Below are 18,669 nucleotides of genomic sequence, written 5' to 3'. Positions count from 1 at the left end.
CGCGGGGTTCGGCGAAACGGATTTACCGATCTACATTGTAAAGGCATTAAGTAAAGACTGCTGAGCTCGATTCGCTTCCCCAGGTACATCTGGTCGCGCCCGCTGACCCTGCCTCAACCGACGAGCGGCGCCGGCCCGCTGGGCGGCCTCGACGAAGCACTACCAATCATCGAGGCGACGCACGCCGCACCGGATCGTCCTCCAACGAAGGCCGGTCCCATCCACCGTTCACGGCGGCAGCCTCGTAGCTGCCCTGCAGGAACTCCAGCAGCACCGCCTCGGGGTCGGGTGCGCGCCGCACGTCGGCGTAGGGCAGCAGGAACTCGCCCAGCGCGCGGTCGTAGTACGCGCCCTGCGGACCCACGGAGTGCTCGGCGAAGCCGGCCGGCTCCGGGTAGGCGTAGCAGTAGAAGCTGCCCTCCGCCGACCCCCCGGGCCAGAACCCGCAGCTGGAGAGTTCGTGGGAGTAGGCCTCCACCATCACCCAGTCGCCGCAGTTGGGCGCGCCGCCCGGATGGGGCGGGGCCTCGCGCCCGGAGAACCGGGTCACCGCCAGGTCCATCGCGCCCCAGAAGAAGTGCACCGGGCTGCTCTTGCCTATGAAGCGGCCGCGGAAGCGGCTGAGCACGCGGTGGGCAGCCACGAGTTGGCCCCAGAAGCGGTGTGCGTGGTCGGGGTCGTAAGAGGCGTGCTCGGTGTCCTCGGCGAAGGGCACGGCGTGCTCGACCTCCACCGGCGAGGCCGTGATGCGCGGGTCGACGCCGATGGCCCGCAGCGCATCGGCCGTTTCGGCGTGGAACGCGGCGACGGGCTTGGGCTCCAGGGCCACCTCGCGGCTGCGGCCGTCGCTGCTGCGCAGGTGCAGCCGGTGTTCGCAGAAGTCGAACTCGGCGTCGAAGAGCCCGCCGTCCACGGGGACGGCGGAGGTCGTCAGGCCGCGTGCCGACAGGTACAGCGGTACCTGCCACCAGTGGTTGGTCATCGGAGCGTGGGCCAGACGCACCTTGCCCAGGATCTGGGTCCACATGTGCAGGGTGTCGCGGGTGGCGCTCCATTCCCCGACGGGCAGTGCGGGCCAGTCCGGGGCGGGTGTGCCGCTGCGGGACGGTGTCATCGGGCGGCTCCTTCGCCGGGTGTGCCGAATCGGCTGCGGCCGGGACCGCAGGGCTCTGCACGGTGGCTACCCGCGTTCACCGGGTTATCCCACCGACCGCGTTCCCGTTCTCCGGGCCGACCCGCCCTAGTAGGCCGTGTTTCAGATAGCGGGTGAGTCTTGGGCGGATAGCTCTTGGGCCAGTTCCATACAGCGCAGGCGGGCCGGGGAGAAGCCGTAGGGCATCCTGCCGGTGGCTTCGACCGCGCTCATGGAGTCAGCGCCATCGGCGGTGGCAGGATGCGAAGCGTCCCAGGCGTCGAAGAGGTCATCGTCGTCCTTATCCAGGCCGGACTCCTCGATGACGGCCTGGAGGGCGCTTTCGAAGGCGTGCCGCTCGGCGGCAACTTGAGCGACCCGTGGATCATCGACGGCGACACTGTCGTCGAGTGCCTCCTCGGCGTCGTCGATGCGGTCGGAATCCTCCCGCAGTGTGGGATGCGTGGCCAGGACGACGAAGCGGGTGGCCTGGACGGCCGCGCCGAGCGGGCCGAAGATCCGCTCGGTGACAAGCAGACTGTCCAGGTCCGCCTGACGCAGGGAGCCCTCCGGCACGCTCTTGAGGCGTTCGGTGACGACGTCGGAGAGCAGGCCCATCCGGCTGCCTTCGGTGCGCATCCGCTGCACGGCGGTCCGCTGCCGCCGCAATTCCGCCTCCTGCTCGGCGAGGGTTTCCGCCAACCGCTCCAGGGTGTCCGCGATACCGTCTCCGCTGCCCGCACCGGCGGAAGCCGTGCGGGTGGTAAAGGCGTCACGGATGTCGTCCAGGGCGATCCCGGCGTCGGCCATCTTGCGAATCCACAGCAGGCGGATCATGTCGTCGTACCCGTAGCGGCGGCGGTCGTCGCCGCCCCGCTCAGGCTCGGGGAGCAGGCCGATCCCGTGGTAATGGCGAATCGCCCGTGGCGTGCTGCCGGCGAAGGCCGCCGCGTCACCGATCTTGACCTGGCGGGGTGGCAGGAAGGACGCATCCATGAGCAGGGACCTTTCCTCAGGGGAGCGGGACGTGAGTCCACCGGACCACATGCCGCTGCGGAAGGTGCAACCCGATGCACTCCGCCCTGCGCCAATGCCGGGAAACGCGCCCTTCCTGCTTGATGACCGCGGGGCGGTCGCCTGGAAACGACCGCCCATTATAAATCTACGTTGTAAAGGTGGCTGTTGTGTTCCAAACAACCACCCCGACCAAAACGGAGCGGCTACGCCGCACCATCTGTCACAAGGCCAGCGCAGCCGCATGTGTGCAGGGCGGGTCTGCCGCCCTGGCCGGGTGGAGGGGTCAGGACCGCGCTTCGCTGACCGCCTTCTCCAGGATCTGGTTGGTGGCGTCGACCGCCGCCATCAGGGTGGCCGGCTCGGTGTCGAGCCCGGCCAGGACGTCGTCGATGTGGCGCAGTCCCGCGAGGTCGAGCAGGCGCTTCTCGTTGGTGACCCAGGTGGCGCGGGCCGCCATGACCGCGTGGGCGGCCTGGGTCGCCGCGGTCGCGATGGTGCCGGCGGTGCCGGTCAGGTGGCCTCGTTCCGCGTAGGCGTTGCGGCCGTATACGAGCTCGAACCTGGCCTGGGTCCACCAGCGTTCGGGGGCCTGGCGGCGCAGTTCCTCGGGGAAGTCGGGGCGGGGGAGTTCGCCGTGCAGGACTTCGGTCAGGGCGAGTTCGGCGACGACGAGGTAGGTGGGGATGCCGGCCCGGTGGAAGGGGAGGATCTCGACGTCGAAGCGGCCCTTGCGGGCCTCGGCCAGGCGGTACTCGACGTCGTCGAGGTCGCGGTAATGGACGTCGACGTGGCGTTCGTCGACCTCCAGCCAGGCGCCGCCGTTGAACACGCCGCCGCCCCAGCCGCCGATCTCGGAGATTTCGCCGGGCCATCCCACGGCGCGCAGGTCGTCGGGGTCGAAGCGGTTGCGGTAGTAGATGGCGAAATCCCAGTCGCTGTCGGTGGCGTTGGTGCCGGTGGCGCGGGATCCGCCGAGGGCGACGGCGCGGACGCCGTTGACCTGGGCGAGGGTTTGGGAGACGTGCTCGCTGAATTCGGTGTCGTCGCTGAGCCGCATGGGTGAAACGGTATCCCAGGGGTGCGCCCGTATGCTGTCGGCGTGCTAGAGGAGATTTCGGCGACGCGGTATGTGCTGCCGTTGCGTGAGGGCGGGTCGCTGCCGGGGCTGGTCGAGGCCGACGACTGCGGTATGTATGTGGTGAAGTTCCTGGGGGCGGGGCAGGGTCGCAAGTCGCTGGTCGCCGAGGTGATTGCGGGGGAGTTGGCGCGGGCGCTGGGGTTGCCGGTTCCGATGCTGGCGCTGGTGCGGGTGGATGCGGTGATCGGCCGCGGCGAGCCCGATCCCGAGGTGCAGGAGTTGTTGAAGGCCAGTGGCGGGTTGAATCTGGGGATCGATTTCCTGCCGGGGGCGTTGGGTTTCGATTCGCAGGTGTTCGAGGTGGATCCGGTTTTCGCGGGTCGGGTTCTGTGGTTCGACGCGTTGGTCGGCAATGTGGATCGGACGTGGCGGAATCCGAACATGCTGGTGTGGCATGGGGAGCCGTATCTGATCGACCACGGCGCGTCGTTGATCTTTCATCACAATTGGCGTGATGCGGAGCGCGCGGCGTCGCGGGCCTATGACGCCGACGAGCATGTGCTGGTGCCGGTGGGGCCGGATGTGGCGGCGGCGGATGCGGAGTTGGCGCCGTTGGTGACGGATGAGTTGCTGCGAGGGGTTGTGGATTCGGTTCCCGACGACTGGTTGGTGGATGAGCCGGGGTTTTCGTCTGCCGAGGGGGTGCGCGATGCGTATGTGGCGCACTTGCTGGCGCGGGTGGGTGAGCGCGTTTGGCTGCAGGGGGTGCCGCGGTGAGTGGCGGGGTGCCTGAGGTGTCGGTGGCGCGTGATGTGTTCGAGTATGCGCTGGTTCGGGTGGTGCCGCGATTGGAGCGGGGGGAGCGGGTCAATGCGGGGGTGATCGTGTATTGCCGTGCGCAGCGGTTCCTGGGTGCGCGGTGCGTGGTGGATGCGCGGCGGTTGCGGACGTTGGATCCGGGGGTGGACGTGGATGGTGTCGCTCGGGCGCTGGAGGGGGTGGAGTTGGTGTGCCGTGGTGGCGCGGGGGCCGGGCCGGCGCGGGAGGAGGATGCGGGGCGGCGGTTTCGGTGGTTGACGGCGCCGCGGAGCACGATCGTGCAGCCGGGGGCGATTCATACCGGTTTGACGCGGGACGCGGCGGGTGAGTTGGAGCGGTTGGCGGAGCGGTTGGTGTTGTGAGCGGCCGGTGTGGTGTGCGGGGGCTAATGTGGTCGCTGTGGTGGTGGGGCTTCGGCGATGTCGGGGCTGGGGTGCGGAGACGCGGTTTCCTGCGACGATTTGGTTAGTTACGCTAACTAAGTGATCCGGGTGGGCGACGTCACCGCTCGCGGGGGCGTTTGAAAGGATGCCCGGGGGCGTGCGGGGCGTTGCTTGTTAAGGGCGGTTGTGCGCCTTTTCCCGCCCGGTGGTGCGGGGTGTCGGTTCGTCGAGGGTTGTGGAGGGTCGTTTCGTGTCGCAGAGCCGGTTATCCGGGAAGTCCGTCGCCGGGATCGCGCTGCGCGAGGAGTCGGGGCGCATGCCGCGGCGTTCGTTCGCGCTGCTGGTGCTGGTTCTGGGGACACTGACGGCGACCGGTCCGCTGGCGACGGATCTTTATCTGCCGGCGTTTCCGGAGATCGCGGCGGATCTGCATGCGCCGCAGGCGCAGATCCAGTTGACGTTGACGGCGATCATGCTGGGGTTGTCGCTGGGGCAGCTGGTGATCGGGCCGTTGAGTGATGCGCTGGGGCGGCGGGGGCCGCTGCTGGTGGGGTTCGCGGTGTTCACGCTGGTGTCGTTCGCGTGTGCGCTGGTGCCGTCGGCTCCGGTGCTGGTGGTGCTGCGGTTCGTGCAGGGTGTCGCGGGCGCTTCGGGGGCGGTGATCGCCCGGGCGGTGGTGCGCGATGTGTTCGAGGGCGATGAGGCTGCGCGGTTCTTCTCCCGGTTGATGCTGGTGACGGGGTTGGCTCCGTTGCTGGGGCCGGTGCTGGGTGCGCAGTTGCTGCGGGTGGGTCCGTGGCAGTCGAGTTTCGTGCTGCTGGGTTCGGTGTCGCTGGTGAGCCTGGTGGTGGTGTTCTTCGCGCTGCCGGAGACGCTGCCGGCTGCGGTGCGCAGGCCGTTTCGGGTGGTGTCTCTGGCGCGCACGGTGTGGGGCCTGGTGCGTGATGTGCGGTTCGTGGGTCCGGCGCTGACGCTGGGGTTGGCGTTCGGGATGATGTTCACCTACGTGTCGTCGTTCTCGTTCGTGTCGCAGAGTCGGCTGGGTGCCTCGGAGCAGGTGTTCGCGTTGATGTTCGGGGTCAACACGGCGGGGCTGATGGTCGGTACGCAGGTGAACGCGTTTCTGATCGGCCGGGTGGAGACGTCGCGGCGGTTGGCCGGCGGGTTGTGCGGTGCATTGGCGGCTGTGGCGGCGCTCGGTGTGCTGGCGGCGGCGGGTGTGTCGGGCGCGGGTGCGTTGGTGGCGTTGACGGCGGTGTTCTTCGTGATGATGTTCAGTGTGGGGTTCGTGATGCCCAACGCGACGACGTTGGCGATCTCGTCGCAGTCGCGGGCGGTGGCGGGTACGGCGTCGGCGCTGATGGGGTCGTTGCAGTTCGCGCTGGGCGGCGGGGTGTCGTCGCTGGCGGGGTTGACGCCTTCGGGTGAGGCGAGTCTGGTGAGTATGGCGGTGGTGATGGGGGCGGTGGGTGCCTTGGCTGCGGTGGTGTTCGCGGCGACGGTGCGGCGGGCGGCGCGGTCTGCTGTGTGAGGTCGGATGATGGTGTGATGGGGGCGGCCCCGGTGCGTTGCGCCGGGGCCGTTTTTCGTGGTCGGTGTGGGTGTCGGCCCGGGTTGCCGTGAGGTGAGGATTACGTGCACAGTAGGGGCTCATTCGCGTGAGGTGTCTTCGGCTGCGGTGATTGTGTGTTTCGCCGCCGATGGTCTGGTCTGAGGAGAGGTCGTTGATGGCGGAGTCGTCGGTTGGTGCTGGCGGGCAGGAGCGGCTTCGCGGGTTGGGTGATGTGCCGTACGCGTGGGCGGAGGACGCTCCGCGTGACGAGGTCCTGGTGGGATTGTCGGAGGACGGTACGGGCTGGGAGCCGGTGTCGTCGCGGGACTTTCTGGCGCTGGTGGCCGGTGTGGCCAAGGGGCTGATCGGGGTGGGGGTGGGTGCGGGCGACCGCATCGTGGTGGTGGCGCGCCCGGGTGTGGCGTGTGCGGTGGTGGTACTGGCGGCCTGGGTGGTGCGGGCCGCGGTCGTGGTGCTGGCTCCGGGGGTGTCGGCGGAGCGGTTGGGTTATGTGCTGCGGGATTGCGATCCGGCGGCGGTGGTGTTGGAGGACGGGCGCCACGCGGCGACGGTGGGGGCGCTGGGGCGTGAGTTGAGTGATCTGGCGCGGGTGTGGCGGCTGGATCAGGGGGGTTTGGAGTCGATCGCGCGGCCGGGGGCGTATATGGACTCCACGGCGGTGCGGTTCAGGCGTGAGGAGCAGTCGCCGTCGGATGTGGCGGCGGTGGTGTATCCGGTGAGCACGGTGGTGCGCACGCGGGGTGTGGTGTTGACGCACGGGGGTGTGCTGGCGGCGGCTGAGGCCGTGGTGGAGCGGTTGTCTTCGGCGGCTCGGGATGAGCGCCGCCGTGGTGAGCGCGAGGAGCCGGGTGTGGGCCGGGTGCTGGTGGAGTTGGGGCTGTGGGAGGCCGGGGCTTTGCCGGGGCTGGTGGCGTGCGCGTTGACGGGTGCGTCGGTGGGTTTCGTGTCGTGGGGTCCGCGGATGCGGCGTGAGGTGCGGACGTTCGCGCCGCGGGTGCTGGTGTGCCGGCCGTGGCTGGTGGATCGGGTGTATCAGGCGGAGCGTTCTGCGGCGCCGCGCAACGGCTGGGACAACGTGGATTCGTTCAATCTGGCCACGGAGTTGGCTGTGGAGTACGACAAGGCGCAGCGCAAGGGTGCGTGGCGGCGGATGTCGCGGGCGATGTACGAGTGGGTGTTCAGCCGGGTGCGTGAGGCGCTGGGTGGGCGTGTGCGGCTTGTGGTGTGTGTCGGCGGGGGGTTGTCGGAGCGGTTGGAGCGTTTCTTCAACGGTGCGGGGGTGCCGTTGGTGCAGGCGTGGGGGACGCCGGAGTCGGGGGGTGTGGTGACGGCGGGGTCGCCGCAGGAGCGCCGGGTGCAGACGGTGGGTCGGGCTCTTGCGGGGGTGGAGGTGCGTCCCTCGGGTGATGGTGAGGTGTATGTGCGGGGGCCGTGGGTCTTCGGGGGGTATTGGGGTGATGAGGAGGCGACGCGTTCGGCGTTGTGGGAGGGCTGGCTGGCCACGGGTGTGGCGGGGAGTCTGGACGAGTCGGGGTTTGTGGCGTTGGGTCGGCGGTTGCGGGCCGAGTCGAGCCGTTCGGGGGTGCGGGGGCGCCCGGGGGCTCGTGCGTCGGGGGCGGCGGAGGCCGAGCCCGATCATGCGGCGGTGTGGGAGCAGCGGGCGTGTGCGCATCCGCTGGTGGCGCAGGCGATGGTGATCGGGCGGGGGCGTCCGTATGCGAGTGCGCTGGTGACGTTGGCCGGTGACCAGGTGGAGTACTGGCGGTTGGTGAACAATCGGCCGTTGTCGATGACGCGTGCGGAGTTGGCGGCGGATGCGGATCTGGGGGCGGAGATCCGTTCTGCGGTGGTGGCGGCCAATCACGCCGTGCCGGCGGAGTGGGCGGTTCGGGCGTTTCACGTGCTGGCGGAGGAGTTCACGGCGGCGGCGGGGCTGGTGCTGGGGGATGGGAGTCTGCGGCGTGATGCGGTGCTGCGGGCGTTCGCGGAGGAGATCGAGGGGTTGTATCGCAGTCGGGAGACGCCGCGGGAGTAGTGGGGCGGTTACTGGTTGAGGTAGGCGAGGACGGCGCGGACGCGGCGGCTGTCGTCGGTGGAGGGCGGCAGGTCGAGTTTGGTGAAGATGCTGTTGATGTGCTTGCTGACGGCTTTTTCGGTTATGTAAAGGCGTGTGGCGATGGCGGAGTTGGAGCGGCCTTCGGCCATTTCGGCGAGGACTTCGCGTTCGCGGGTGGTGAGTTGGGCGAGTGGGCTGGCGTCGGTGTGTTTGGCCAGGAGTTGGGAGATGACGGCGGGGTCCATTGCGGTGCCGCCGGCGGCGACGCGGTTGATGGCGTCGAGGAACTGGCTGATGTCGAAGACGCGGTCTTTGAGGAGGTAGCCGACGGCGCCGCGGTCGTCGGAGAGCAGTTCGCGGGCGTAGAGCTGTTCGACGTGCTGGGAGAGCACGAGGATGGGCAGGCCGGGGAGGGTTTGGCGGGCGCTGATGGCGGCTTGGAGTCCTTCGTCGGTGAAGGTGGGGGGTAGGCGTACGTCGACGACGGCGACGTCGGGGCGGTGTTCGGTGAGGGCTTTGTGCAGGTCGGGGCCGTTGTCGACGGCGGCGGCGACGGTGCAGTCGTGGGCTTCGAGCAGGCGGATGAGTCCGTCGCGGAGCAGGGCGAGGTCTTCGGCGATGACGACGCGCACGGCGGGGTTCCTTCGGTGTGCAGGCCTGGGTGGCGCTTTCGGGGTGAGTGTAGCTAGGTAGGCGGCCTGTGGGGGGACCGGGCGTGGGCGTGGTGGTTCTGGTCGCCGGTTGCTGCTGTCGCCGGTGGTGGGTGTCTCGGTGTGTTAGTTCGGGTGGGTGTCGGGGGCGGGCGTGGGGGCTTCGGTCATGGATGCGGTCTCGCACGGCAGTTCGATGGTGATGATGGTGGGCCCGCCGGTGGGGCTGACGGAGTTCATGGTGCCGTCGAATGCGGAGAGGCGGCGTCGGATACCGGTGAGGCCGGTGCCGCCTCGGGGGTCGAGGCCGCCGGTGCCGTTGTCGCCGACGATGAGGACGATGCGGTCGCGGCCGTGGTTGATGCGGACCCAGGCGCGGGTGGCGTGGGCGTGTTTGGCGGTGTTGGTGAGGAGTTCGGCGACGGCGAAGTAGGCGGCGGATTCGACGGGGTCGGGGGGTCGGCCGGGGAGGTCGATGTCGACGGTGATGGGGATCTGGTGGGTGACGGCGAGGGCGCGGACGGCGCCGTCGATGCCGCGTTCGACGAGGACGGGTGGGTGGATGCCGCGGACGAGGTCGCGGAGCTCGGTGAGGGCTTGGCGGGTGGATTCGCGGGCTTCGGTGAGGAGGCGGTGGGCGGCTTGGGGGTTGTCGGTGAGCATTTCTTCGGCCATGCCGAGGTTCATGCCGAGGGCGACGAGGCGGGCTTGGGCGCCGTCGTGGAGGTCGCGTTCGATGCGGCGGATTTCGGAGGCTTGGGTGTCGATGGTGTGGGCGCGGGTGGTGGCGAGGTGGGCGACGCGGGCGGCGAGGCGGGCTTGTTCGGTGGGGGCGAGCAGGGCGCGGTTGAGGCGGGTGTAGGTGTGTAGGGCGGTGGGGGTGAGGAGGTAGGCGAGGGTGAGGAGGAGGGCGGCGGTGATGAGGGCGGGCCAGGCGTCGTTTTGGGTGGTGACGGGTTGGAGGGCGTAGGCGCTGGTGGTGTAGCGCCAGGTGTAGGTGTAGGCGAGGGCTTGGAGGCCGTGGGCGAGGAGGACGTTGGGGAGGGCTGCGAGCATGATGCCGGCGGTTGCGTTGGTGGCGAGCCAGATGTAGTCGCGGCGGGTGGCGGGGTCGGTGAGGACGGTGGTGATCTGGGTGGTGAGGCGGTTGTCGGGGAGGGGGCGGTAGGCGGGGGCGGGGATGGGGCCGTCGGCGAGGAGGTGGCCGAGCATGCGGCGGTGGGTGTGGGCGTGGCCGCGCAGTAGGCGGGTGAGGGTGACGAGGAGGGGCAGGCCGACCCAGATGATGCAGAGGGCGGCGGCGGCGAGGCTGAGGGCGAGGAGGAGGACCCCGGCTGCGGCGTGGGCGGTGAGCAGCAGGCACCACACGAGTTGGGTGAAGCGGGTGTGGTGGCGGTAGTGGGGTCGGGCCATGGGCGGGGTCCTTCGTGGCGGGCTGGTGTGGGTGCGTCGCCTCCATTGTGGCCTCTGCGGCGGTGCGGGGTCGGTGGTGCGGTCTCCCCTGTCGGGGTGGGGGTGCGGGCCGTCGGCCGCGGGTGAGTGGTGCGCGCCGGTTGGGCCGGGTCAGGTGGCGGGCCAGCGCATGTCGGTGGCGTAGGGCAGGCGGGTGACGGCTGTGGCGGCTCGGGCGTTGAGGGCGTCGCGGAGTTGCCGCCAGGCGGCTTCGGGGGTGTTGTCGGTGCGGGTGCAGCCGCCGCGTTGGGTGCAGGCCGTGTGTTGGGACAGGGCGCCGGCGAAGCGGACGGGCTGGTTCTTGTGGTGGGCGCCCCAGGCGCTGACGGCGGCCCATTGGCGGGCTTGGATGCCGTCGGTTCGGTAGATCTGGGGGATGGCGTGCAGGGTGGGGGCGGCGCCGGTGGCGAGGTAGTGGATGTCGGCGAGTTTCCAGCCGTTGTTGCAGGCGGTGGAGGTGTGTCCGGGGGTGGGGCAGCCGCCGGCGGAGTTGGCGGCGTAGAGGCGGCGGTCGGTGGTGGCGGTGTAGGCGTCGACCCAGGTGCGGGCCCAGGCGGGGGTGGACCAGGAGGGTTCGGCGTCGATGGCGCCGGTGATGGTGAGGTGGTCGGTGTCGGCGCGGCGGGCGGCGGCTTCGACGATGCGGGCCCAGTTGCGTCCGGCGCGGGCGGGGGCGATGCCGCCGTCGTCTTTGTTGTTGACGCCGAGGGCGAGGTGGGCGGTGGTGTCGGTGGTGTTGCAGCGGGTGAAGCCGGTGGCGTAGGCGGCGGCGATGTCGACGGCGGCGCGGGTGGGGATGCGGGGGGTGGTGGTGGTTCTGGTGGTGCCGGGGTGGCGTAGGCGGCTGCCGTGTTCTTGGGTGCCGAGGAAGAGGATGCGCAGGCCGGGTTGGGCGGTGGTGGCGGCGGCGCAGCCGGCGTCGGCGGCGCGGGCGGTGTCGGCGGGGGTGTTGTGGGCGGTGATGTAGCGGCTGGTGGTGTGGCCGGGGTAGCGGGGTTGCTGGGTGGGGGGTTGGGCGGTGGCGGGTGTGGTGGTGGTCAGGGTGAGCAGTGCGGTGGTGGCGGCGAGCAGGCGGGCTCTTGTGGTGGGCACGGGGCCTCCCGGCGGGTGCGTGCTGGTGCGTGGGGCCATTGAGCCTGGTGTGGGGTGGTGGTGGCACGCATCCGGGGGAGGTGGGCGTTTCCGGGCGGGGTGGGTGGTTCCGGGACGAAAAACGCCTCCGCCGGCACGCGTGTGGCGTGCCGGCGGGGGCGTAGGTGCGGACCGGTGCGGCGGTCGCCTCTCGGCGCGTGGCGCAACGCGGTTCCGAAGTCCGCCGCTGGGGCGCGGTATTCCGCGAAGGCATTGAGTGGAGCCCGGGGGACACTTGCTACCGCACCGGTCCGCAGTCGGTGCAACGGGTGGGGGTGGGGTGTTATTCCCGTTCGGGTGGGGGAATCGGGCAACTCGCGGGCTCCGGTTTCCCGTGTAAAGCCGCAACCTGTGATGATTCTGTGTGTGTGGCGTGAACTGATCGTTGAGCTGTATCCGCGGGCGGAGTTGGCCGAGCCGGCCGATGAGGCGGTGGTCGCCTTGATCGAGAAGGAGTTGGGGCTGCCGGTGCCCTCGGAGCTGGTGTCGTTGTATGCCGAGTGCGACGGGGTGTGCAACGAGTACGGGGATGCGGTGGTGTGGTCGGCGCGGCGGGTGGTGGAGGACAATCTGGCGATGCGGGCGGAGCCGGATTATGTGGAGTTGTATGCGCCGTTCGAGGAGTTGATCTTCTTCGGCGACAGCGACATGGGGCCGCAGTTCGCGTGGGTGCATACCGACTACGGGCCGGGGATCGTGGTGTGGGATCACGAGAGTGATCGGCGGCGGTTGGTGGCGGCGTCGTTGCGGGATTATCTGGTGCGGTGCCTGGGTGGGGGCGGCGGCTGGTTCCGCTGAGGGGCGGCGTGAGCTGGGGTGTTGCGGCGGGTGGGGGTGCGGGGTCGGGCTGACCTGCGACTTTGTGCTATTTTTCGGGCATCGCCCTGCGGTGTGCGGGGTGTGTGGTCTGCCCCCCGATGTAGCGAGAGCGGCGATGTCTCAGTCTTTTGCCTCCCAGAAGGGGGAGTCCCAGGCGCGGGTGCGCGTGTTGGGTGAGCCGGTGGAGTCCTATCCGGAGTTGGCGCCGCAGGCGCGGCGCGGGCGGGTGCGTGCGATCACCGAGGTGGGGGCCGAGGTGCTGCACGGGCGCTGCCGCGACGTGGCGGATGCGGAGTTCGGTTCGGCGGAGCTGGACGCGTTGATCGCGGACATGTTCGTTTCGATGTATGCGGCTGAGGGTGTGGGGTTGGCGGCCAACCAGATCGGGGTGGATCTGCGGGTGTTCGTCTACGACTGCCCGGATGACGACGGGGTGCGCCATGTGGGGCATGTGTGCAACCCGGTGTTGGCTGAGCGCGACGCGGACGCCGATGTGCTGGTGGTCGACAACGAGGGGTGTTTGTCGGTGCCGGGCCCGCATGCGGAGCTGGCGCGGCCCGAGCATGCGGTGGTGAGCGGGCGCGACAGCGGCGGGGCGGCGGTGGAGATCGCCGGCAGCGGGTATTTCGCGCGGTGTCTGGCCCATGAGACCGACCACACGCTGGGGCGTCTCTACATCGACCGGTTGGCCAAGCGCACGCGGCGCAAGGTGCTGCGGCGGATGGAGGAGATGCGCCCTGAGGTGCTGGAGCGCCGCCGCGCCAACGCCGAGCAGCTGATGGGCGGCGGGTGGGGCGCCGAGGCCGGCCGGGGATCCGCCTAGAGCCGTATCTAAGAACACCGGTCTGCTGGGCGGCCTTGTCGGTCTGCCGGACGACGGGCGGTCTTCACCGGAAAGCGGCGCCGAGGGCAGCGGAGGGCCGGGCCTGCGGTTGAAGCGCCGGGTGCTCGCCGGTGGCGGCGACCGACGTTCCGGGGGCGGCCCGCGCGGCGCCGGATGCCCGGCCGGGCGGCAGGTGGATGTGCGGGCTCAGTGCGGGTGGGCGGTGCGGGCGGGTTCGCCGCTGAGCAGGTGGCCGGTGTAGCCGGCGGCGACGAGGGCGTCGTAGGCCTGCCAGACGTCGGCGGGCACGTCGACGGGGGCGCTCCAGCCGCGGCGGGCGTAGACGGCGAGTCGTTGGAGGTCGCCGACGAGGAAGTGGACGAGTTCGCCGCGGGGGTGGTCGGGGGCGGGGTAGGCGTCGTAGCCGCCGCCGAAGCAGGTGAAGGTCCAGTGCGGCTCGGGCCAGTGCACGGCGGCGGTGGCCAGGGCGCGCCGCGCCATGTAGGGCTTGGCGGTGACGGCGGCGCGGGTGGCGGTGCGGCCGGTGGTGTGCAGCAGGTCGCGGGCCCGGTGGAAGTTCTCGCCGGTGTTGGTGGCCCGGGTCTCCAGGAGCAGCGCCGCGTCGGGGATGGGGGTGTGCTGGCGGGCGGCGCGCGCGAAGGTGTGGGCTTCGGATCGGGGCCAGCGGGTGCTGGTGGCGTCGCCGGCGGTGCGGCGGCCGCGGTCGCCGGTGAACAGCAGTAGGGGCGCGGCGCCGTCGCGGTAGAGGCGGGCGGCGTGCTCGGCGACGCGCAGGTCGTGGCTGCCGAGGACCAGCAGCAGGTCGCAGTCGGTGCCGGGGGCTTGGGCGGGGGCGGTGTGGAAGTCCCACAGCCGCCGGGTGAGGGTGTGGATGCGGTCGTGGGCCGTCACGGAGGCCACTGTAGCGGGGCGGCGGCATCCGGTGCGGGCGGGTGGACGGTATCGACTGTCGAAAAAGGGGGCCAATCGGTGCGGATTGGCCCGGTTGTGGTGGCTGTGTCAGTGGGCCGGTGGGCGGTGTGTCAGGTGGTGCGGGTGGGGGCGTCGGCGGCCGGGGTGGGGGCCGGCGGGGCCGTGCGGTCTCGGATCACCGAGGCGGTGATCAGGGCCAGGCCGACGATTCCGAGTCCGGCGCCGAGGAGGTTGGGGGCGGCCAGGCCGTGGCCGGCGGCGATGACGATTCCGCCCAGCCAGGCGCCGGCGGCGTTGGCGAAGTTGAGGGCGGAGTGGTTGAGGGCGGCGGCCAGGGAGGGGGCGTCGGCGGCGGTGTCCATGAGGCGGGTCTGCAGGCAGGGGACCAGAGCGCTGCTGGAGAGTCCGAGCAGGAACACCAGCGCGACGGCGGCGATCGGGTGGGGCGCCAGCAGCCACTGGGCGAGCAGCACGAGGGTCATGGCGGCCATGGCGGTGTACATGGTGGGCATGAGGTGGCGGTCGGCTGCGCGGCCGCCGATGAGGTTTCCGCAGGTCATGCCGATGCCGCAGAGGGCGAGGACGAGGGGGACGGCGTCGGTGGCCAGGCCGGTGACGCGGGTGAGGAGCGGGGAGATGTAGCTGTAGGAGGCGAAGAATCCGCCGAAGCCCAGGGCGCCGACGGCCAGGGCGAGCCAGGTCTGGGCGCGGGTCAGGGCGGCGAATTCGCGGCGGATGGAGGAGCCGGGTCGGGGGCGCTGGTGGGGCACCAGCAGGACCAGGGCGATGAGGGTGGCCGCGCCTACGGCGGTGACCAGGGCGAAGGCGGCGCGCCAGCCGAGGTGGTGGGCGGCGAGGGTGCCCACAGGGACGCCGACGACGTTGGCGAGGGTCAGGCCGGCGATCATCAGCGACACGGCTTGGGCGCGTTTGGTGGGTGGCACGAGGGCGGCGGCCAGGACGGAGCCGACGCCGAAGAAGGTGCCGTGGGGCAGGGCGGTGGCGAGGCGGGCGGCGATGAGCAGGTGGTAGTCGGGGGCGAGTGCGGAGGCGAGGTTGCCCAGGGTGAACATCGCCATCAGGGCGATGAGCAGGTGTTTTCTGTCGATGCGGGCCGATAGCAGGGCCAGCAGTGGGGCGCCGACGACCACGCCCAGGGCGTAGGCGGAGATCATGTGGCCGGCGGCGGGGATGGTGATGTCGTAGGAGCGGGCGACCTGGGGCAGGATGCCCATGGCGACGAATTCGGTGGTGCCGATGCCGAAGGCACCGATGGCGAGCGCGATCAGGGCGGGGGGCACGGCGGCCTTCCTGGGTGGGGTCGGGTGCCGGTGGCGGGCGCGGGCCGGGCCGGTGCAGGGCCCGGGGCTGCGCGGGGCTGTGCCCGCCCGTCTTCGCCCGTGGAGTGCGGGTGGGCGCGGGTGCGCGGACGTCACCGCGCAAACGGGATCATCCTATCTTTTGCGGTCGGGTGTGGCGGCGTGAGGACCGGCACAGCCGGGCGTGGCGGCGGTCGCGGTGGGGTGTGCCCGGCGGGGACGGCGCTGCGGCGCCGACGGGGGCCGCAGGCCCTGCCGTGGCCGCCGCCGGGTGTGCCGGTGCCCGAGACGGCGGTGGTCGACGGCGCCGACGGGGCCGCCACATCCGGGGCGTTGGGGCCCCGGCTCTGCACGGTGGGCGCCGTGCTCGGCGCCGACCGCGGGCGGGTGGCCGCCGTAGAGGTGGCCGAGGGAGCGATGAAGCGCATACGCGCCGCGGTGCGGTGAGATTCGCCCCCAACGCGGGGTCGCGCCGCAGTGGAGGCGGTGGCGCCGACACCCGCCGCGCCGCAGCGGGTAGGTTCGGGGCATGGTCGAGGTTCTCAGCAGCCGCACCCTGCTCCATCCCACCGACGTGGAGCGCAGCCGCGCCTTCTACCGCGATGTGGTGGGCTTGGCGGTCTACCGCGAGTTCAACACCGGCGGCGGCACCTACGGGACCGTGTTCTTCCTGGGCGGGGGCTTTCTGGAGTTGTCGGGCCACAGCCCCACCGCGCCTGCTGCGGAGCCGGTGCAGCTGTGGCTGCAGGTGCCCGACATCGCCCGGGCCCGCGCGGAGTTGGCCGAGCGCGGAGCGGTCATCGCGCGCGAGCCGCGCCGCGAACCGTGGGGGCTGGTGGAAATGTGGCTGCAGGATCCGGACGGGTTGTGGCTGTGTGTGGTCGAGGTGCCTGAGGACCACCCCATACGCAGCCGCGGCTGAGCGGCCCCGCCGTTGCGCCGCCCGGGCCGCGCGGGCGGCTCAGCCGCGCTGGTCGCGGTCGTGGCGGGCGCGCATGTCGGCGGCGCCGCCGGCGCCTACGGCTCCGGCGCGCGCGTGGCGGGTGGCCGCGAGCTGGGGGGCCAGGCGGGCGAGCTCGCGCGGGGCGAAGGCGGCGATGAGGCCCGGGAGGGCGCCGCGCACCCCTTGGACGGCGCGCAGCCAGGGCTGGCCGTAGACGTGGGCGCGGCGGCGCGCGATGCCGGCCAGCAGCCGTTCGACGGCGGGTTCGGGGGCGTAGGTGCGGTTCATCGGCCAGGGCAGGCGCTTTCGCATGTGCGCCAGGGCGGCGTCGGCGTCGGCGCCGCGGACCATGTCGGTGTCGGTCCAGCTGAGGTAGGCCACGCCTACGTCGACGCCGTCGCCGGCGACTTCGGGGGCCAGGCAGTGGGCGAAGGCTTCGACGCCGGCTTTGCCGGTGCAGTAGGCGCCCATCAGGGGGGCGGGGGCCATGGCGGCCAGTGAGGCGAGCTGCAGCAGGTAGCCGCGGCTGCGCTGCAGGGCGGGCAGGAAGGCGCGGGCGGTGGCGATGCTGCCGAGCAGGTTGACTTCGATGACGCGGTCGAAGTCGGTGGCGGCGGTGTCGGCGAAGGGGCCGCCGGCGGCGATGCCGGCGTTGGCGACGACGATGTCGAGGCCGCCGAAGTGCTCCTCGACGCGGGTGGCGGCGTGGGCGAGCGCTGCTGTGTCGGTGATGTCGGCTTCGAAGGCGCGGGCGTGGGGGCCGCATTCCTCGGCGGCGGTTTTCAGTTCGTCTGCTTCGAGGCCGACCAGGGCGACGTGGGCGCCTTCGGCGGCCAGGCGCAGCGCGAGCATGCGGCCCAGGCCGCGGGCGGCGCCGGTGACCACGGCCCGTTTGCGGGCGAGGGCGGGGTGGGCGGGGATCATGCGCTCTCCTGGCGGTCGCGGGGGGCGAGGTGGGCGGTGGTCAGGTCGGTGAGTGTGCGGGCGAGGATGTCGGGTGTCTCCAGGGGGGTCATGTGGCCGGTGGCGCCGATTTCGACCAGGCCGCGGCAGTCGGGCAGGAGGCGGGCCATGCGGCGGGCGTGGGCGATGGGGGTGAGGCGGTCGGCGGTGCCTTGGGCGATGACGGTGGGTGCGGTGAGGTGGCGCAGGCCGCGTTCGAGGTCGAGGCGGCCCAGCACGCGGCCCCAGCGGGCGCGGGCCGGAGCGGGGGTGGCCAGGACCATGTCGGTGCAGGCGTCGAGGGCGGCGGCATCGGCGCCGGGGGCCATGGTGATGTAGTGCAGTGCGGCGCGGATCGGGCGGGTGCGCGGGCCCAGCGGGAGGGGGGAGGCGAGCATGAGGCGGTGGGCGAGGGCCGTGGTGCGGGGCAGGTGCGCTGCGCCGGGCACAACGCGGGAGGATTCGGGCAGGGCGCTGGGGCCGGTGCTGGCCAGCAGGGCGGCGGCGGTGCGTGCGGCGACGCGGGGGCGGTCGGCGGCGGCCATGAGGGTCATGGCGCCCATGCTGTGGCCGGCTAGGACGGCTTTCTCGCCGGGGTGCAGGGTGGCGTCCATGACGGCCAGGAGGTCGTCGGCCAGGGCGGGGGTGTGGTAGCCGGCGGGGCGGGGGGTCTGGCTGCGGCCGTGGCCGCGCTGGTCGTAGCAGATCAGGCGCAGCCGGTGGGCCAGGCGGGTGATGAGGGGGTGCCACAGGCGTGTCGAGCAGGTCCAGCCGTGGGCCAGCACGACGGCGGGGGCGTTCTCGGGGCCGTGGATTTCGGCGTGCAGGCGGGTGCCGTCGGGGGAGGCGACGGTGAGGGTGCGCCGGGGGGCGGGGGCGGTGGTCATGGCGGTGGTGCTCCTCCCGGGGGTGCGGGTGGGGACCGAGCCTAGACCATGACAATGATCATTGGAAGAGTTTTGCGGGCGTGCGCCGCACCGGTGACGGGCGGCGCCCCGTCCGCGCCGCGGCCGTACAATCGCAGGCGCGCACCCGCCCACCGATCGCGAAGGCCGCCTGTGAACCCCGACGCCAGCATCGAAGGCATCCTGGCGGAGCTGCCGCTGTACGCCCCCGCCCGGGACCGGCGGCGGGGCCGCATCAGCTCCACCACCCTGGAGCCCGGCGGCGGCGGCCTGCTCAAGGCCGTGGTCGACTTCGGCTCCACCCCCGAGGGCCCCGACACCGGCCCCGACATCGAGATCGCCACCCGCCTGCGGGGACCCGACCCCACCGCCGCCGAACGCGAACTGCGCGCCTTCTGCGGCGAACGCGACCTCATGGAGCGCCGCGCGCGCGATCCCGCCGCCGCGCACTCCTTCGCCCTGCCCGCCGACGCCGCGTGGTCGCAGCAGACCATCGCCCTGGACGGCCGCGCGCACACCTTCACCGTGCTGGCCACCTCGGCGACCTGGGTGGCCGCCGCCTGCGTCGGGGAGGCGGTGATGGTGCGGGTCTTCACCCCCGCCCCCGGACCGGGCCCCGACGAGCTGCGCCGCATCGGCGACCCCGGCGAGTTGGAGCCGCTGCGCGGCCGCGGCTGAGGGCGGCGCACCCGGC

Annotated in this window: 19 protein-coding genes; 9 read left to right on the top strand and 10 right to left on the bottom strand. The window is 71.7% G+C overall.

Annotated elements, in window-relative coordinates; all coding sequences use genetic code 11:
• Nucleotides 1–166 precede the first annotated feature (166 nt).
• From EKD16_RS12865 to EKD16_RS12855, 3 genes are all read right to left on the bottom strand, one after another.
• On the bottom strand, nucleotides 167–1,114 hold the full coding sequence (locus tag EKD16_RS12865; protein WP_131098601.1) for a DUF5996 family protein: 948 nt from the start codon (nucleotides 1,112–1,114) through the stop codon (nucleotides 167–169).
• A gap of 141 nt (nucleotides 1,115–1,255) precedes the next feature.
• A complete protein-coding gene (locus EKD16_RS12860) occupies nucleotides 1,256–2,128 on the bottom strand; it encodes a MerR family transcriptional regulator (protein WP_131098600.1) in 873 nt (290 codons plus the stop codon).
• Nucleotides 2,129–2,432: 304 nt separating this feature from the next.
• Nucleotides 2,433–3,206 carry a nucleotidyltransferase domain-containing protein gene (locus tag EKD16_RS12855; RefSeq protein ID WP_131098599.1) on the bottom strand — a complete coding sequence of 258 codons (774 nt, stop codon included), beginning with the start codon at nucleotides 3,204–3,206 and terminating at the stop codon, nucleotides 2,433–2,435.
• 42 nt (nucleotides 3,207–3,248) lie between these two features.
• Here EKD16_RS12855 and EKD16_RS12850 point away from each other — a divergent pair, with 42 nt between their 5' ends.
• From EKD16_RS12850 to EKD16_RS12835, 4 genes are all read left to right on the top strand, one after another.
• Nucleotides 3,249–4,004 carry a HipA family kinase gene (locus EKD16_RS12850; RefSeq protein ID WP_207391290.1) on the top strand — a complete coding sequence of 252 codons (756 nt, stop codon included), beginning with the start codon at nucleotides 3,249–3,251 and terminating at the stop codon, nucleotides 4,002–4,004.
• Nucleotides 4,005–4,012: 8 nt separating this feature from the next.
• Entirely contained in the window at nucleotides 4,013–4,408 is a 396-nt protein-coding gene (locus EKD16_RS12845; RefSeq protein WP_242676950.1) for a DUF3037 domain-containing protein, read from the top strand.
• A 337-nt stretch (nucleotides 4,409–4,745) separates the two neighbouring features.
• Nucleotides 4,746–5,960: a multidrug effflux MFS transporter gene (locus EKD16_RS12840; RefSeq protein WP_207391562.1), complete on the top strand. Its 1,215-nt coding sequence runs from the start codon at nucleotides 4,746–4,748 to the stop codon at nucleotides 5,958–5,960.
• 196 nt (nucleotides 5,961–6,156) lie between these two features.
• Nucleotides 6,157–8,037 (top strand): AMP-binding protein, encoded by a 1,881-nt coding sequence (locus tag EKD16_RS12835; protein WP_131098597.1) that lies wholly within the window; start codon nucleotides 6,157–6,159, stop codon nucleotides 8,035–8,037.
• Between the two features lie 8 nt (nucleotides 8,038–8,045).
• Here the strand turns inward: EKD16_RS12835 and EKD16_RS12830 are convergent, their stop codons facing one another.
• The 3 genes from EKD16_RS12830 to EKD16_RS12820 all read right to left on the bottom strand — a co-directional run bounded on the left by EKD16_RS12830 (nucleotide 8,046) and on the right by EKD16_RS12820 (nucleotide 11,252).
• Nucleotides 8,046–8,690 carry a response regulator gene (locus EKD16_RS12830; RefSeq protein ID WP_131098596.1) on the bottom strand — a complete coding sequence of 215 codons (645 nt, stop codon included), beginning with the start codon at nucleotides 8,688–8,690 and terminating at the stop codon, nucleotides 8,046–8,048.
• 144 nt (nucleotides 8,691–8,834) lie between these two features.
• Complete coding sequence (locus tag EKD16_RS12825; protein ID WP_131098595.1) at nucleotides 8,835–10,121, bottom strand: sensor histidine kinase; 1,287 nt, start codon at nucleotides 10,119–10,121, stop codon at nucleotides 8,835–8,837.
• 150 nt (nucleotides 10,122–10,271) lie between these two features.
• A complete protein-coding gene (locus EKD16_RS12820; protein ID WP_207391289.1) occupies nucleotides 10,272–11,252 on the bottom strand; it encodes a hypothetical protein in 981 nt (326 codons plus the stop codon).
• A gap of 393 nt (nucleotides 11,253–11,645) precedes the next feature.
• Between EKD16_RS12820 and EKD16_RS12815 the strand changes: the two genes are divergently transcribed.
• Both EKD16_RS12815 and def read left to right on the top strand, forming a co-directional pair.
• The gene (locus EKD16_RS12815; protein ID WP_131102475.1) at nucleotides 11,646–12,089 is read left to right on the top strand and encodes an SMI1/KNR4 family protein; all 444 of its coding nucleotides are present in this window, start codon (nucleotides 11,646–11,648) and stop codon (nucleotides 12,087–12,089) included.
• 136 nt (nucleotides 12,090–12,225) lie between these two features.
• Entirely contained in the window at nucleotides 12,226–12,933 is a 708-nt protein-coding gene (gene def / locus EKD16_RS12810; RefSeq protein WP_131098594.1) for a peptide deformylase, read from the top strand.
• A gap of 207 nt (nucleotides 12,934–13,140) precedes the next feature.
• On the opposite strand, the gene EKD16_RS12805 is transcribed toward def, so the two are convergent.
• Both EKD16_RS12805 and EKD16_RS12800 read right to left on the bottom strand, forming a co-directional pair.
• Entirely contained in the window at nucleotides 13,141–13,845 is a 705-nt protein-coding gene (locus EKD16_RS12805) for a YdcF family protein (protein ID WP_242676949.1), read from the bottom strand.
• A 131-nt stretch (nucleotides 13,846–13,976) separates the two neighbouring features.
• A complete protein-coding gene (locus tag EKD16_RS12800) occupies nucleotides 13,977–15,167 on the bottom strand; it encodes an MFS transporter (RefSeq protein WP_131098592.1) in 1,191 nt (396 codons plus the stop codon).
• 297 nt (nucleotides 15,168–15,464) lie between these two features.
• On the opposite strand from EKD16_RS12800, the gene EKD16_RS25350 reads away from it, so the two are divergent.
• Together EKD16_RS25350 and EKD16_RS12795 are read left to right on the top strand one after the other, a co-directional pair.
• The gene (locus EKD16_RS25350; protein WP_165498560.1) at nucleotides 15,465–15,632 is read left to right on the top strand and encodes a hypothetical protein; all 168 of its coding nucleotides are present in this window, start codon (nucleotides 15,465–15,467) and stop codon (nucleotides 15,630–15,632) included.
• A gap of 82 nt (nucleotides 15,633–15,714) precedes the next feature.
• Complete coding sequence (locus EKD16_RS12795; protein WP_131098591.1) at nucleotides 15,715–16,107, top strand: VOC family protein; 393 nt, start codon at nucleotides 15,715–15,717, stop codon at nucleotides 16,105–16,107.
• 39 nt (nucleotides 16,108–16,146) lie between these two features.
• On the opposite strand, the gene EKD16_RS12790 is transcribed toward EKD16_RS12795, so the two are convergent.
• Together EKD16_RS12790 and EKD16_RS12785 are read right to left on the bottom strand one after the other, a co-directional pair.
• Nucleotides 16,147–17,052: an SDR family oxidoreductase gene (locus EKD16_RS12790; protein ID WP_131098590.1), complete on the bottom strand. Its 906-nt coding sequence runs from the start codon at nucleotides 17,050–17,052 to the stop codon at nucleotides 16,147–16,149.
• On the bottom strand, nucleotides 17,049–17,957 hold the full coding sequence (locus EKD16_RS12785) for an alpha/beta fold hydrolase (protein WP_131098589.1): 909 nt from the start codon (nucleotides 17,955–17,957) through the stop codon (nucleotides 17,049–17,051). Before EKD16_RS12785 ends, EKD16_RS12790 begins: the two co-directional genes overlap by 4 nt.
• A 171-nt stretch (nucleotides 17,958–18,128) precedes the next feature.
• On the opposite strand from EKD16_RS12785, the gene EKD16_RS12780 reads away from it, so the two are divergent.
• Nucleotides 18,129–18,653 carry a hypothetical protein gene (locus EKD16_RS12780; RefSeq protein ID WP_131098588.1) on the top strand — a complete coding sequence of 175 codons (525 nt, stop codon included), beginning with the start codon at nucleotides 18,129–18,131 and terminating at the stop codon, nucleotides 18,651–18,653.
• The last annotated feature ends 16 nt before the right edge of the window (nucleotides 18,654–18,669 follow it).

The organism is Streptomonospora litoralis (assembly GCF_004323735.1).
Taxonomy (GTDB): domain Bacteria; phylum Actinomycetota; class Actinomycetes; order Streptosporangiales; family Streptosporangiaceae; genus Streptomonospora; species Streptomonospora litoralis.
This window is presented reverse-complemented; position numbering and strand designations above follow the sequence as displayed.

What these genes read in the sequence shown, in the direction of transcription:
- EKD16_RS12865 (WP_131098601.1), bottom strand. Translation starts at nt 1,114, where the DNA reads ATGACACCGTCCCGCAGCGGCACACCCGCCCCGGACTGGCCCGCACTG.
- EKD16_RS12860 (WP_131098600.1), bottom strand. Translation starts at nt 2,128, where the DNA reads ATGGATGCGTCCTTCCTGCCACCCCGCCAGGTCAAGATCGGTGACGCG.
- EKD16_RS12855 (WP_131098599.1), bottom strand. Translation starts at nt 3,206, where the DNA reads ATGCGGCTCAGCGACGACACCGAATTCAGCGAGCACGTCTCCCAAACC.
- EKD16_RS12840 (WP_207391562.1), top strand. Translation starts at nt 4,746, where the DNA reads ATGCCGCGGCGTTCGTTCGCGCTGCTGGTGCTGGTTCTGGGGACACTG.
- EKD16_RS12835 (WP_131098597.1), top strand. Translation starts at nt 6,157, where the DNA reads ATGGCGGAGTCGTCGGTTGGTGCTGGCGGGCAGGAGCGGCTTCGCGGG.
- EKD16_RS12825 (WP_131098595.1), bottom strand. Translation starts at nt 10,121, where the DNA reads ATGGCCCGACCCCACTACCGCCACCACACCCGCTTCACCCAACTCGTG.
- EKD16_RS12815 (WP_131102475.1), top strand. Translation starts at nt 11,646, where the DNA reads ATGATTCTGTGTGTGTGGCGTGAACTGATCGTTGAGCTGTATCCGCGG.
- def (WP_131098594.1), top strand. Translation starts at nt 12,226, where the DNA reads ATGTCTCAGTCTTTTGCCTCCCAGAAGGGGGAGTCCCAGGCGCGGGTG.
- EKD16_RS12795 (WP_131098591.1), top strand. Translation starts at nt 15,715, where the DNA reads ATGGTCGAGGTTCTCAGCAGCCGCACCCTGCTCCATCCCACCGACGTG.
- EKD16_RS12790 (WP_131098590.1), bottom strand. Translation starts at nt 17,052, where the DNA reads ATGATCCCCGCCCACCCCGCCCTCGCCCGCAAACGGGCCGTGGTCACC.
- EKD16_RS12785 (WP_131098589.1), bottom strand. Translation starts at nt 17,957, where the DNA reads ATGACCACCGCCCCCGCCCCCCGGCGCACCCTCACCGTCGCCTCCCCC.